12 protein-coding genes are annotated in these 12,760 nt (G+C 71.3%); 5 read left to right on the top strand and 7 right to left on the bottom strand.

Annotation, left to right across the window (positions count from 1 at the left end):
• The gene (locus tag CHAN_RS05510) at positions 1 to 363 is read left to right on the top strand and encodes a GntR family transcriptional regulator (RefSeq protein WP_290292663.1); all 363 of its coding nucleotides are present in this window, start codon (positions 1 to 3) and stop codon (positions 361 to 363) included.
• Between the two features lies 1 nt (position 364).
• Positions 365 to 1,339: a DUF1648 domain-containing protein gene (locus CHAN_RS05505; RefSeq protein ID WP_290292662.1), complete on the top strand. Its 975-nt coding sequence runs from the start codon at positions 365 to 367 to the stop codon at positions 1,337 to 1,339.
• Here the strand turns inward: CHAN_RS05505 and CHAN_RS05500 are convergent.
• Together CHAN_RS05500 and CHAN_RS05495 are read right to left on the bottom strand one after the other, a co-directional pair.
• Complete coding sequence (locus CHAN_RS05500) at positions 1,336 to 2,001, bottom strand: phosphatase PAP2 family protein (RefSeq protein ID WP_290292660.1); 666 nt, start codon at positions 1,999 to 2,001, stop codon at positions 1,336 to 1,338. The genes CHAN_RS05505 and CHAN_RS05500 overlap by 4 nt on opposite strands.
• Positions 1,998 to 2,357 (bottom strand): hypothetical protein, encoded by a 360-nt coding sequence (locus tag CHAN_RS05495; RefSeq protein WP_290292658.1) that lies wholly within the window; start codon positions 2,355 to 2,357, stop codon positions 1,998 to 2,000. The genes CHAN_RS05500 and CHAN_RS05495 overlap by 4 nt, the downstream gene beginning before the upstream one ends.
• 84 nt (positions 2,358 to 2,441) lie before the next feature.
• Between CHAN_RS05495 and CHAN_RS05490 the strand changes: the two genes are divergently transcribed.
• A complete protein-coding gene (locus CHAN_RS05490) occupies positions 2,442 to 2,774 on the top strand; it encodes a cupin domain-containing protein (protein WP_290292656.1) in 333 nt (110 codons plus the stop codon).
• Between the two features lie 9 nt (positions 2,775 to 2,783).
• On the opposite strand, the gene trmD is transcribed toward CHAN_RS05490, so the two are convergent.
• The 4 genes from trmD to rpsP all read right to left on the bottom strand — a co-directional run bounded on the left by trmD (position 2,784) and on the right by rpsP (position 6,474).
• Positions 2,784 to 3,644: a tRNA (guanosine(37)-N1)-methyltransferase TrmD gene (trmD, locus tag CHAN_RS05485; protein WP_290293357.1), complete on the bottom strand. Its 861-nt coding sequence runs from the start codon at positions 3,642 to 3,644 to the stop codon at positions 2,784 to 2,786.
• Positions 3,645 to 3,649: 5 nt separating this feature from the next.
• Positions 3,650 to 4,243 carry a ribosome maturation factor RimM gene (gene rimM / locus CHAN_RS05480; RefSeq protein ID WP_377748515.1) on the bottom strand — a complete coding sequence of 198 codons (594 nt, stop codon included), beginning with the start codon at positions 4,241 to 4,243 and terminating at the stop codon, positions 3,650 to 3,652.
• Between the two features lie 23 nt (positions 4,244 to 4,266).
• Entirely contained in the window at positions 4,267 to 5,913 is a 1,647-nt protein-coding gene (locus tag CHAN_RS05475) for an ABC-F family ATP-binding cassette domain-containing protein (protein ID WP_290292654.1), read from the bottom strand.
• A gap of 78 nt (positions 5,914 to 5,991) precedes the next feature.
• Entirely contained in the window at positions 5,992 to 6,474 is a 483-nt protein-coding gene (gene rpsP / locus CHAN_RS05470; RefSeq protein ID WP_048742422.1) for a 30S ribosomal protein S16, read from the bottom strand.
• A gap of 407 nt (positions 6,475 to 6,881) precedes the next feature.
• On the opposite strand from rpsP, the gene CHAN_RS05465 reads away from it, so the two are divergent.
• Both CHAN_RS05465 and CHAN_RS05460 read left to right on the top strand, forming a co-directional pair.
• Complete coding sequence (locus CHAN_RS05465; protein WP_435384054.1) at positions 6,882 to 8,906, top strand: acyltransferase family protein; 2,025 nt, start codon at positions 6,882 to 6,884, stop codon at positions 8,904 to 8,906.
• A complete protein-coding gene (locus CHAN_RS05460; protein ID WP_290292652.1) occupies positions 8,903 to 11,038 on the top strand; it encodes an acyltransferase family protein in 2,136 nt (711 codons plus the stop codon). Before CHAN_RS05465 ends, CHAN_RS05460 begins: the two co-directional genes overlap by 4 nt.
• 26 nt (positions 11,039 to 11,064) lie before the next feature.
• Here the strand turns inward: CHAN_RS05460 and ffh are convergent, their stop codons facing one another.
• Complete coding sequence (gene ffh / locus CHAN_RS05455; RefSeq protein WP_048742416.1) at positions 11,065 to 12,681, bottom strand: signal recognition particle protein; 1,617 nt, start codon at positions 12,679 to 12,681, stop codon at positions 11,065 to 11,067.
• Between the last annotated feature and the right edge of the window lie 79 nt (positions 12,682 to 12,760).

The following is a 12,760-nucleotide window of genomic DNA, read 5'->3' as shown; positions in this document are numbered from 1 at the left end:
ATGCTGATCCACTTGGACACGACGTCATCGACCCCGCTGTACGCCCAGCTGGTGGCCACGCTGCGGCGATCGATCTCCAACGGGGAAGTCGCCGTCGGCGAGAAGCTGCCGGCGGCCGGAGACCTGGCCGACTCGCTCGACCTGAACAAGAACACCGTGCTGCGGGCCTACCGGCAGCTGCGCGACGACGGCCTCGTCGAACTGCGCCGCGGCCGTGGCGCGACGGTGACGCGCGCCCCCGCCGCCCCCGGGTCCGACCCCGGGCTGGAATCCGCGCTCGACGCCCTCGCCTCGGCCGCCCGACGCACCGCCACCCCACTGTCGGACGTCATCGCCGGCCTGACCATCAGAGGAGTCCGCTGACATGTCCCGTTTCACCCCGGCCCGCAACCGCTTCACGGCGATGCTCGTCGTCCCCTCGGCCATCGCCCTGGCCGCGTCGATCATCTGGTCGGCGCTGCTCGTCCCCGACCTTCCGGACCCGGTGGCCACGCACTTCGACTTCACGGGCACGGCCGACGGTTTCGGTTCCGCGGCCGGGTCGATCGCGGGGCTGTCCGGGATCGCCGCGGCGATGCTGGTCATGTTCGCGGTCATGGCGCTCGCCGGCATGAGCTCCGGCGCGATGTCCCGCGTCCTCGCCGGATTCGGCTCGGGTTCGGTGTTCCTGCTCGCCGCACTGCAGGTGGCGCTGCTGCTGCCGCAGCAGGGGCTCGACGACGCCCGCGGATTCACGCTGCCCTTCGGGTACCTGGCCGTGCCATTCCTCATCGCCATCGCCGGCGGCGCGGCCGTCGCGCTGCTGATCGACCCGATCGAGGAGCCGGAGGACACTGTTCCGCCCGCCGACCCCATCGCGGTGACGGAGGCGTCGCGGGCCGTGTGGTTCGGCAGGGCCAGGGCCTCGTGGATCCTGTTCGTCGCGATGGCGGCGGGCGTGCCGGCGTGTGCGGTGCCCGCCGTCATCGCCCACCGCGGGGGCGAGACTCTCATCGCGGTGCTGCTGTTCATCGGTGCCGTGGCCCTCGCCCTGCTCACCGCCGCATTCGCATCGGTGCGGGTGCGCGTGGATTCCACCGGCGTGCACTGGCGCCTGGTGCCCGGGCTGCCGGAGCGCACCGTCGAATACGGTGACCTCGACGACGTCTCCGCCGTGGAGCTGAAGGCAGGCGATTGGGGCGGCTGGGGCTACCGCCTCGGCCCGAAGGGAAAGGCCATTTTGCTGCGCGGCGGCGAGGGCCTGCGCCTGTCCCGGAGGAAGGGCGCGGACCTGTACATCAGCGTCGACGACGCCGCCCGCGGCGCGGAGCTCGCGCGCGGTTATCTGCGGCGCGGCTAGAACCTACCGCCGCCCATCATGCGCCGCGCGGGCGCCGAACGCAGGACCAGCAGGGCAATGATCAACCCGACCACGCCCGCCGCGAGTCCACCGGCGACGTCGGAAAGCCAATGGGCCCCGACCCACACGCGGCTCAGCGCCACGACGCCCACCAAAGCCACGACCGCCCATTTCAGCGCCGTGGCCATCCCGCGCCGCACCATCGGCGCGAGGAGCTGGATCAGCGCCATGCCGGTGCCCGTGACACCGGCGACGTGGGCGGAGGGGAAGGCGCCGTCGTGCAGCGCGGGCAGCTCCGAAAGCCGCAGCGGCCCGTCGGGGCGGTCGCGGTCGAGCAGCCACTTCATGGCGTAGGTCATCGCGATGGACGCGCCGAACGCCAGCGGCACGAGCAGCGCCATCGCGCGCAGCCGCCGCCACAGGAAGAAGGCGGCGACCAGCGAAGCCGGAGCGATGAAGATCGGCCGGAACACCTCGGTGATGCCCAGGAACGCGCCGTCGAGATCGCCGCTCAGGGCGCCGGCCCGCAGGTCGCGCACCCAGCCGGCGAAACGCAGGTCCACTTCCGAGCCGGTCGTCGTCGTGGCGAACCAGGCCAGCGCGACCAGGGCGGCGACCCACCCGATGACGTGGGCGGGGCGGGCCACGGCGGTGCGCCTCATTCGTCCTCGCCGTCGCCGAGGACGATCGTTTCCCCGGTCCACGGCGTCGAATCGCCGAGACCGCGGCCGATGGCGGCGGTGATCTCGTCCCCGAGGCCCGCCGGCCCCTCGGTCACGAAGAGCAGCGCATGCAGCTTCTCGATCGTCGGCGGCTGCGAATTCATGGACAGCCACCGGTCCATGAGCGATTCCGCCTGGGCGTCGACCGCGGCGTCCTCCCCCGCCAGCGGCATGGCCACGCGGTTTTTCACGATGGTCAGATTCAGCGCCGCGAGTTCGGCGACGATGCGCTCGCCGATGGACGGGAGGTCCTCGGGGTCGAACAACGCGCGCGTGATGGTCCGGTATCGGGTCATGGCAACTGTCTAGCACGTCCGCCGGATCGCGCCTATCGTGGTACCTGACATTCCAATTTGGATCGCCCCACCCGAGGAGCAGCCATGACCGACACCGCCACGCCCGAAACCCTCATCGACGTCCCCGGCGCGGCCCCGGCGGCCAAGGACGGGGACTTCCCCGCCGCGACGCGCCTGCTCACCGCGGACGGCGCCACGATCGTGGCGTTCAGGTTCGCGAAAGGCCAGCGCCTCGACGATCACCATGCCCCGCATCCCCTGACCGCGCAGGTGATCGAGGGGAGCCTGACGTTCACCGTCGAGGACCGGGACCACCTACTCGAGCCGGGGCGGGTCCTCCACGTGCCGGAGGGCGTCGTCCACTCCGTGCACGCCGGCGACCGCGACGCGGTGCTGCTCCTGCTGCTGTCGTCGTAGCGGCGCCCGCTACTCCTCCGGGCTGCGGCCGGCGTCGAGAGCCTCGCGGTCGCGCGCGGACAGCTCCACGTCGTCCAGGAGCTCCGGCCGGCGTGCGGCGGTGCGAAGCAGGGCCTGGTCGCGGCGCCACCGGTCGACCTTCGCGTGGTTGCCCGACAGCAGCACCGGCGGCACCTCCAGGCCTCGCCACACGCGCGGTTTGGTGTAGCCGGGCCCCTCGAGCAGGCCGTCGGAGAAGCTGTCCTCCTCGTGGCTGCGGCGGTTGCCCAGCACGCCGGGCACCAGGCGGACGATGGCCTCCGCCATCACCAGAACCGCCACTTCCCCGCCGATGAGCACGTAATCGCCGATGGACACTTCCTCGACCCGGTAGCGGTCGCGGGCGTCGTCGACGACGCGCTGGTCGATGCCCTCGTAGCGCCCGCAGGCGAACACGATGTGCTTCTCGTGCGACCAGCGCCGCGCCATCTCCTGGGTGAAGGGGACGCCGGCCGGGGTGGGCACGATGAGCAGCGGTTTATCGGCGGGGGCGGCGTCGCCGTAGGACGACGTCGGCGGCAGTCCCGCCAATTCGTCGTGGCGGGCCTGGCCCTTGTGCGGCATGGCGGAATCCAGCGCCTCTGCGCGTGCGGCTGGGCCGGTGCCCTCGGCGACGTCGTCGAGCGCAGGACCCCACACGTCCGGCTTCATGACCATCCCCGGGCCGCCGCCGTACGGCGAATCGTCGACCGCCTGGTGGACGCCGGTCGCCCACTGACGCAGGTCGTGCACGCCGACTTCGAGGATGCCCTTTTCGATGGCCTTCCCCAGCAGCGCGTGGCGCAGCGGATCGAGGTAGCCGGGGAAGATGGTCACCACGTCCAGGCGCATGGAAGTCACAGGTCCAACAGCCCTTCCGGAGGGGTGATCACGACGGCCCCGTTGTCCACGTCGACGATCGGCACCATGGCGTGGACGAAGGGCACGAGGACGTCGCGGCCCGAGTCATCCAGCCGCACCTGCAGCAGCCGCTGGGCGGGATTGCGGATTACGCCGGTGATCTCGCCGATGTCCTCGGGCTCCGGCTGCGCGCCCTCGTAGGCCCGGGCGTTGGCGGTCTCCTCGTCGACGTCGCCGACGTCGAGCACGCGCAGCCCGATGAGCTCGTGGTCGTAGTAGGCGTCGTCGGCGTCGTCGAAGACGGGCGCGGCGAAGAACCGCATGCCGCGCAGGGTTTCGGCGTCGTTGCGGTCGGGGACCTCCTCGAAGAACACCAGCAGGCGGCCCTGGTGGGGGCGCATCGACTTCACGGTCAGCTCGCGCTCGCGGCCCGACTGCTTGCCGACGAGCACCTCCCCGACGGCGAAGCGGCCCGCGGGGTCGTCGGTGGTGGCGTCGACGACGACTTCGCCGCGCACCCCGTGGGGCTTGATGACGCGGCCGATCTGCACCAGATCCGCACCGCCGGTTCCCGAATTCTTCTGGCTCACGCGCCCAGACTATCGCGCCGGCGTCAAAGATCCGTCACGCGGCCGCCGTCGACGGAGATGGTGCGCGTCGCCCGGAAGGCGTCGCGCATGCGGCGGTCGTGGGTCACCAGCAACACGGTGCCCGGGAAAGACTCGACCGCTTGCTCCAGCTGCTCGATCGCGGGCAGGTCCAGGTGGTTCGTCGGCTCATCGAGGACGAGGGTGTTCGTGCCCCGGGCCTGCAGCAGCGCGAGGGCGGCGCGGGTGCGCTCCCCCGGCGACAGCGAGTCGCACGGCCGCGGCACGTGATCGCCGGTCAGCCCGTACTTCGCCAGAAGGGTGCGCACCTCCGCATCCGGCCATTCGGGCATCTGCCCGGCGAAGCGGTCGAACAGCGGATCCGGGCCGTCGAAAAGCTCCCTGGCCTGGTCGACCCGCCCGAAGACGACGCCCGCGCCCACCGCCGCCGAGCCCGCGTCCGGCCGTCGCTCGCCGATGAGCAACGACAGGAGCGTCGACTTGCCGGACCCGTTGGGGCCCTCGACGAGCACCCGGTCGCCCTGGTTGATCTGCAGCGTCACGGGGCCCAGGGTGAAGCCCGGGAATCGGGCCTCGGCATCGTGCAGCGTGGCCACCACCGTGCCCGAGCGCGGCGCGGCGGCGATGGACATGCGCAGCTCCCACTCCTTGCGCGGCTCCTCCACGACCTCCATGCGCTCCAGGGCGCGCTCGGTCTGCGCGATCTTCCCCGCCTGCTTCTCCGACCGCTGCCCCGCCCGGTGGCGGATGTGCTTGTCCTTCTCCGGGTTCTTCCCGCCGTGGGCGCGCATGGCGTTGCGGGTGCCCTTGTCCAGCCAGGTCTTCTGGGTCTGCAGGCGGGACTTGAGCTTGTCGACGTCACCGGCGTACTCCTCGTAGGCCTCCCGCGCCCGGCGGCGGCGCAGTTCCCGCTCGGCCAGGAAAGCCTCGTAGCCGCCGTCGAACACGGTGATCTGGCGCTGCGCGGCGTCGAGTTCCACCATTCGGGTCACGGTGCGGGCCAGGAACTCGCGGTCGTGGCTGACGATGAGCATCGGGCGGCGCTCGCCGGAGATGAAGGCCTCCAGCCGGGCGATGCCGTCGAGGTCGAGGTCGTTGGTCGGCTCGTCGAGGAGCAGGATGTCGTGGCCGGCCAGCAGGATCACCGCGAGATTGGCGCGCGCGGCCTGGCCGCCGGACAGGGCGGTCATGGGCAGGGCGAGCACCGCCTCGTCGAGGCCCAGCTCAGCGGCGACCCGGGGCAGGCGCTCGTCGAGGTCGGCGCCGCCCAGCGCCAGCCACAGGTCCAGTGCGGCGGAGTAGGCGTCGGCCGCGGCGGGATCGTCGGCCATCGCCTCCGCCAGGGCGTCCATCCGCGCGGCCGCCGCCGCGACGCCCGTGCGGCGCGCGACGAACCCGGCGACGGTCTCGTCCCCGCGCTCCACCTCCTGCTCCAGCAGGCCCACCGTCGCATCCGGCGGAGACGTGGAGATCGAGCCGGTCATCTCCGCGGTCGGGGCGCCGGCCGCGGCGGCGAGAAGCGTGGACTTGCCCGCGCCGTTGGGCCCCGTCAGCCCCGCGACGTCGCCCGGCGCCAGCACCAGATCGAGATCCGCGAACAGCGTGCGGGGGCCGTGGGCGGCGCCGACGCCGCGGAACTCGATGGTTGCCATGGGCACCGATGCTACCCCGGACATGCGAAAACGCCGCCACCCGAGGGGTGGCGGCGTCGTCTGGCGCGGGAGCCGGGATTACTCGGCGGACTCCTCGGCCGGGGCCTCCTCGGAGGACTCCTCGGCCTTGGCCTCCTCGGCCTCCTTCGCGGCCTTGGCCTCGGCGGCCTCCTTGGCGGCGCGGCGCTTCTCGGTGATGGCCTCGGCGGACGGGCCCTCGTTGGCCTCGGCGAGGGCCTGGTTGAACAGGTCCAGCTTCGAAACCTTCTCCTCGGCCACCTTCAGGGTGCCCTCGGCGCCCGGCAGGCCCTTGAACTTCTGCCAGTCGCCGGTGACCTTCAGCAGGGCCAGGACCGGCTCGGTCGGCTGGGCGCCGACGGACAGCCAGTGCTGCGCGCGCTCGGAGTCGATCTTGATGACGGACGGCTCGGACTTCGGCTCGTAGGTGCCGATGTTCTCGATGACGCGGCCCGAGCGACGGGTGCGGGCGTCGGCGACGACGACGCGGTAGTGCGGGGTGCGGATCTTGCCGATGCGCTGGAGCTTGATCTTGACGGCCATGTGGCGTCTTCCTCTCGGTCACGGGGCAATTCTTGTGACACCCCCGCATCGTTCGGCGGGGGCCGGTTTTGCCCTTGGTTTGGTCTGCGGGTGACCATCGGGCGACCGTGGTCGGGTCCGACGTACCGCAGCGTCGCCCACGCGGCGCGCGGACAACCCCGGAGACGATACCAGCGCCGGTGCCCCCAACCCAAACCGCCGGGCCCCGCGCGGGCGCTGGTTCGGCCAACCGTTCACCCGATTGTTATCCTGCCATCGTCACGTCCCCTTGGTGAACGCAAGCAACCGGCCGACCGATCCCCCAGAGGTGCCAACTGAACACCGCCGAGCGACCCAGCGCCTACCGTCATGATCTCGACGGTCTGCGCGGTCTGTCGATCGCACTGGTCGTTCTGTTCCACGTCTTCGTGGGCACCGTCTCCGGCGGCGTCGACGTGTTCCTCCTTCTTTCGGGATTCTTCTTCCTCGGCTCGCAGATCCGCAACGCGGACCGCACCGGTCAGTCGATCAACCCGCTGCATTCGATCTGGCGCACCGCCCGCCGGCTGTTGCCGGCGCTGATCCTCGTGCTGGCGTCGACCACCGCGATCGCGCTGGCCAAGTTCCCGCAGCTGCAGTCGCCGTCGATGGCGAACCAGCTGACGGCCTCCATCCTTTACCGGCAGAACTCGGAGTTGGCCGCCCAGGCCGAGGACTACGCGGTCGCGGGCTCCACGGTCTCCCCCTTGCAGCATCTGTGGTCGATGTCGGTGCAGGGGCAGTTCTACGTCGGCGCGATCCTCTTCGTCTCCGGCCTCGCCTTCGTGCTGCGGCGCTCGGGATCCGGCCGCACCGTGCGTTCGGCGATGCTGCCGATCCTCCTGGCCGCCACCGTCGCCTCCTTCGTCTACGCCACGTGGCTCCACGGGGCATCGCAGGGCCTGAACTACTACTCCCTCTGGTCGCGGATCTGGGAGATCTCCGCCGGCGGCGTGCTCATCTACGTCGCCGCGGGACTGCCCATTCCTCCGAAGATCCGGCCATGGCTGCCCGCCGCGGGCGTGGCCATGATCGTGTCCACCGGCTTCTTCCTCGACGGCGCCCGCCAGTTCCCCGGGCCGTGGGCGCTGTGGCCGCTGCTCGGCGCCGCCCTGGTGATCATGGGCGGCGGCGCCGGCGCCACGTCCGCGCTGCTGGCCTCGCGCCCGATACGGTGGCTCGGCGACGTCGCCTACGCCCTCTACCTGTGGCACTGGCCGCTGCTGATCCTCGGATTGCTCGCCACCGGCGCCAACGCCCCCGGCCGGCGGCTCGGCACCCTCGTCATCGCCGCGTCGCTGGTGTTGGCGTGGCTGACGCACCGGTTCGTCGAAAAGCCCCTGATGCAGAAACGCAAGCGGCCCGCGATCGGCGAACGCCCCGTCCGGGAGGCCGGCCGGGCCCTGCGGACCGATCCCGCCGCCCGCCGACGCGCCCTGGCCGGGGCGGCGCTCGGGATGGCGGCGCTGCTGATGCTGTCGGCCTCGCCGCTGCAGAACCACCGCATCGGCGTCGCCCGGGCGGAGACGCTCGACCCCGTCGCCTACCCCGGCGCGCGGGCGGTCACCGACGGCGCCCCCGTGCCCGCGGACGTCCCCTACCGTCCGGCCCAGGACCTGATCAACAACATGTGGCCCCTGCCCGCGCAGGAGGGCTGCCTGGCCGTGCGCGCCGACGACCCCGACGAAATCGTGACGGTCAAGCGCTACACCGACCAATCGCCGTGCGTCTACGGCGACGTCGACTCCGACCGCACCATCATGCTCGTCGGCGGCTCCCACTCCGAGCAGTGGTTCTCGCCGCTGGAGGAAGTCGCGCTGGAGGCCGGGTACCGCCTGGAGGTCGTCCTCCGGCCCGGTTGCGCGACCTTCCTCTCCCCCGTCTGGGACATGGACGACATGTGCGTGGAATGGTCGGAGGCCGTCGTGGAGCATCTCTCCGAAGAGCGGCCCGACGTCGTGGTCACCACCTCCAGCCGCCCCGGCTTCGAGAACACCGACTACACCCCCGACGGCTACGTGGACTTCTGGCATGCGGTGACCGGCATGGGCATCCCCGTCGTCGGCATCCGCGACACCCCGTGGCTGCGCGACGGAGCCGGCGACCCGTTCAACGCGACCGACTGCGTCGCCGCCGGCGGGGACCCCGTCGAATGCGGTCCGCCGCGGGACCGGGTGCTCTCCCCCGGCGACCCGGCGGCGGGGATCCTGGCGGGCATGCCCGGCGGCCTGGGCCTCGACTTCTCCGACGTCATCTGCGGTCCCGAGCGCTGCCCGGCCGTGATCGGCAACATCTACGTCTACCGCGACGACAACCACCTGTCCGATCAATTCGCGCGGTCGCTGTCGGCGGAAATGAAGCGGCGGTTGATCCCTTTCCTCGATGATCTGGAAGCACTGGAGGATTTCGAATGACCGGCGGCTACCGCCACGATCTCGACGGGTTGCGTGGCCTGGCCATCGCGCTGGTCGTGCTCTTCCACGTCTTCGGCGGCCGGGTTTCCGGCGGCGTCGACGTGTTCCTGCTGCTGTCGGGCTTCTTCTTCCTCGGGTCGCAGATGCGCAACGCGGACCGCCCCGACCGCTCCGTCAACGTGTGGCACTCGCTGTGGCGGACCATCCGCCGGCTGCTGCCGTCGCTGATCCTGGTGGTCACGGCCACCGCCGCCGGCGTCCTGGCCTTCGCCCCCGCCCTGGTCAACGGCGAAATCGCCGCCCAGCTGCCGGCGTCGTTGCTCTACGTGCAGAACAACGTCCTGGCCGCCCAGGGCGCCGATTACGCGGCGGCGTCGGCGCAGGTCTCGCCGCTGCAGCACCTGTGGTCGATGGCGGTGCAGGGGCAGTTCTACCTGTTCGGCATCCTCATCGTCTCCGCCATCGCCTTCGTCCTGCGCTCAACGCACGCGCCCGCGCGGGTGTCCGCAGTGATGGCGCCGCTGCTCGTCGCGGCGACGGTCGCCTCGTTCTGGTACGCCACCGTCCTCCACGGCCAGGACCAGGGGCAGAACTACTACTCGACATGGACGCGGATGTGGGAGCTCGCGGCCGGCGGGCTGCTCGCCCTGGCGGTCACGCGCTTCACGACGCCCCGGTTCCTCGCCCCCGTGCTCCCCGTCGCGGGCGTGGCCATGATCGTGGCCACGGGCTTCATGTTCGACGGCGCCGCCGAGTTCCCCGGCCCCTGGACGCTGTGGCCCCTGGGCGGCGCTGCGCTGGTGATCCTCGGCGGCGGCGCCGGCTTCATGTCGCGGATCCTCGAATCCGGCCTCATGCGCATGCTCGGCGACGTCGCCTACGCCCTGTACCTGTGGCACTGGCCGCTGCTGATCATCGCCATGTCGGCGCTGCGCATCGACGACGTCGACGCCGGCATCGGATCGGCGGGCATCGCCGTGTCTCTCGGGTTGGCGTGGCTGACGCACCGTTTCGTCGAAAAGCCCCTGATGCAGAAGGCGCCCCGGCCGCTCGTCGGGGAAAGGCGGGCCCGCGCCGCGGTGCGCTCCCTGAAGACCCCGCCCGGCGCCGCGCGCGCCGTGGCCGGCGTGGTGCTGCTGGCGATGTTCGGATCGATGCTCGGCCTCGGCCAGGAGTACACGCGCAGGGCCACCGAGTCCGCCGGGCAGAGCCTCGACGCCCTCACCTACCCCGGTGCCCGCGCGCTGACCGACGGCTACCCCGTCCCCCGCGGCCTGGACCCGAAACCCGACCCCGAATACGTCGCCGACGCCTACCCGCTCGCCGCCGAGGACGGCTGCATGACCTACGCCCGCGAGGACGCCGGCCACATGGCCGACGGCAAGCGGTTCGGGTCCCGCGCCGGCGAACCGTGCGTCTACGGCGACCCGGACGGCGACAAGACGATGTTCCTCATCGGCAGCTCGCACTCCGAGCAGTGGAGCACCGTCCTCGACCGGATCGCCCGCGACCGCGGCTGGCGGATGATCCCCGTCACCAGGCAGGGGTGCGTCATCACTCTGGGCACCCCCCTGCCCAGCTCCGACGACGCCTGCATCGAATGGTCCCAGCGCGTGCTGGACCGGATCGCCGCCGAACGGCCGGACCTGGTGATCACGACGTCGACCCGCGCGCGCGGCGACTGGGGCGAGGGCCCCGACGAGCTGGCGCCGGGCATGGCCGCCGCCTTCCGCTTCCTCGACGAAAAGGGCATCCCGCTCGTGGGGCTGCGCAGCAACCCCTGGCTGGTCGACTCCGACGGCGACCGCCTCAACGCGCCCGCGTGCCTGGCCAAACGGTCCGTGGACTGGCGCGACGAGGACGAGGCCGCGGAAGCCGCCGAGGACTGCGGCATCGCCCGGGACAAGGCGTTGGCGCCGCGCGATCCCGCGGCGCGCCTGTTCGCCGGCTTCGACCGGGCCTGGGCCATCGACCTGTCCGACGCGTTCTGCCGGGGCAACCGGTGCCCCGCGATCATCGGCAACATCCTCGTCTACCGCGATTCCAACCACCTGAGCGTGGCGTACGCGGATTCCCTCCAGCCGGCGCTGATGCGCGAACTCGCGCCGATCTTCGCCGAGCTGGAGGGCTGAGGGCCCGGGGGCCGGGCCTACTTCGCCTACTTCCGGCCCTTGCCGCCCTGCCCGAAGTCCAGGTTGTCCAGGTCGATGCCCTCCATGCCCGGGGGCATCTGGCCCTTCATCTGCTTCTGCAGGTCGGCGAGGTCGGGCATTCCGCCGCCGCCCATGCCCGGCATTCCGGGCATGCCCGGCATACCGGGCATTCCCGGCATGCCGCCCCCGCGCATCGACTTCGGCGGCGTCGGCCCGCGGCCCCTGCCCTTCTTGCCCTTGCGGCCCTTCTTGTTCTTGCGGTTCGACGGGCGGCCGCCGGGCATGCCGAACTTGCCGGCCATCTGGGCCATCATCTTGCGGGCCTCGAAGAAGCGGTCGACCAGCTGATTGACCTCGCTGACCGAGACGCCCGAGCCCGCGGCGATGCGCTTGCGGCGCGAGGCGTTGAGGATCTTCGGGTCGTTGCGCTCGGCCGGGGTCATGCCGCGGATGATCGCCTGCATGCGGTCGAGGTGCTTTTCGTCGACCATGTCCGCCATCTCGGACATCTGGGCGCCGCCGGGCAGCATCTTCAGGATGTTCCCGATCGGCCCCATCTTGCGGACCATGAGCATCTGCTCGAGGAAGTCCTCCAGTGTCAGCTCGCCGGTGCCCATCTTGGCGGCGGTCTTCTCCGCTTCCTTCTGGTCGAAGACCTGCTCCGCCTGCTCGATGAGGCTGAGCATGTCGCCCATGCCCAGGATGCGGCTGGCCATGCGCTCGGGGTGGAAGACGTCGAAGTCCTCGAGCTTTTCGCCGGTGGAGGCGAACATGATCGGCTTGCCGGTGACCTCGCGGATGGACAGGGCGGCGCCGCCGCGGGCGTCGCCGTCGAGCTTGGTCAGCACCACGCCGGTGAAGTCGACGCCGTCGCGGAAGGCCTCGGCGGTGGTGACCGCGTCCTGGCCGATCATGGCGTCGATGACGAAGAGGACCTCGTCGGGGTTGACCGCGTCGCGGATGTTCCGCGCCTGGGTCATCAGGGTCTCGTCGATGCCGAGTCGGCCGGCGGTGTCCACGATGACCACGTCGTGCTGCGCCCGCTTGGCTTCCTCGATGCCGGCCTGGGCGACGGCGACGGGATCGCCGTGGGACGTGCCCATCTCATGGTCGTGGGAATCCATCGACGTGCCGGGATCCGGCGCGAAGGTGGGCACGCCGGCGCGCTCGCCGACGATCTGCAGCTGCTGGACGGCGCCGGGGCGCTGCAGGTCGCAGGCCACGAGCATCGGGGTGTGGCCCTGACCGGCCAGGTGCTTGGCCAGCTTGCCGGCCAGGGTCGTCTTGCCGGCGCCCTGGAGGCCGGCGAGCATGATCACCGTCGGCGGGTTCTTCGCCAGCCGCAGGCGCTGGGTGTCGCCGCCGAGGATCTGGACCAGTTCCTCGTTGACGATCTTGATGACCTGCTGCGCCGGGTTGAGCGCCTGGGACACCTCCGCGCCGGCGGCGCGCTCCTTGATGCGCTTGATGAAGGCGCGCACCACGGGCAGGGAGACGTCGGCCTCCAGAAGGGCGAGGCGGATCTCGCGGGCGGTGGCGTTGATGTCCGCTTCGGACAGGCGCCCCTTGCCGCGGAGATCCTTCAGTGCCCCGGTGAGCCGTTCGGAGAGTGATTCAAACACGGGTGGTCGATCTCCCTGGGGGTCGGTGTCATGGATATGGCTTTCCCACCATACCCGCCGCCGCCACCGGCCACGGCAA

The sequence above is a fragment of the Corynebacterium hansenii genome (assembly GCF_030408795.1).
Classification (GTDB): domain Bacteria; phylum Actinomycetota; class Actinomycetes; order Mycobacteriales; family Mycobacteriaceae; genus Corynebacterium; species Corynebacterium hansenii.
Note: the sequence above shows the minus strand (reverse complement) of the source record. Positions and strands in the feature narration are given on the sequence as shown.

What these genes read in the sequence shown, in the direction of transcription:
- CHAN_RS05510 (WP_290292663.1), top strand. Translation starts at nt 1, where the DNA reads ATGCTGATCCACTTGGACACGACGTCATCGACCCCGCTGTACGCCCAG.
- CHAN_RS05505 (WP_290292662.1), top strand. Translation starts at nt 365, where the DNA reads ATGTCCCGTTTCACCCCGGCCCGCAACCGCTTCACGGCGATGCTCGTC.
- CHAN_RS05500 (WP_290292660.1), bottom strand. Translation starts at nt 2,001, where the DNA reads ATGAGGCGCACCGCCGTGGCCCGCCCCGCCCACGTCATCGGGTGGGTC.
- CHAN_RS05495 (WP_290292658.1), bottom strand. Translation starts at nt 2,357, where the DNA reads ATGACCCGATACCGGACCATCACGCGCGCGTTGTTCGACCCCGAGGAC.
- CHAN_RS05490 (WP_290292656.1), top strand. Translation starts at nt 2,442, where the DNA reads ATGACCGACACCGCCACGCCCGAAACCCTCATCGACGTCCCCGGCGCG.
- trmD (WP_290293357.1), bottom strand. Translation starts at nt 3,644, where the DNA reads ATGCGCCTGGACGTGGTGACCATCTTCCCCGGCTACCTCGATCCGCTG.
- CHAN_RS05475 (WP_290292654.1), bottom strand. Translation starts at nt 5,913, where the DNA reads ATGGCAACCATCGAGTTCCGCGGCGTCGGCGCCGCCCACGGCCCCCGC.
- rpsP (WP_048742422.1), bottom strand. Translation starts at nt 6,474, where the DNA reads ATGGCCGTCAAGATCAAGCTCCAGCGCATCGGCAAGATCCGCACCCCG.
- CHAN_RS05460 (WP_290292652.1), top strand. Translation starts at nt 8,903, where the DNA reads ATGACCGGCGGCTACCGCCACGATCTCGACGGGTTGCGTGGCCTGGCC.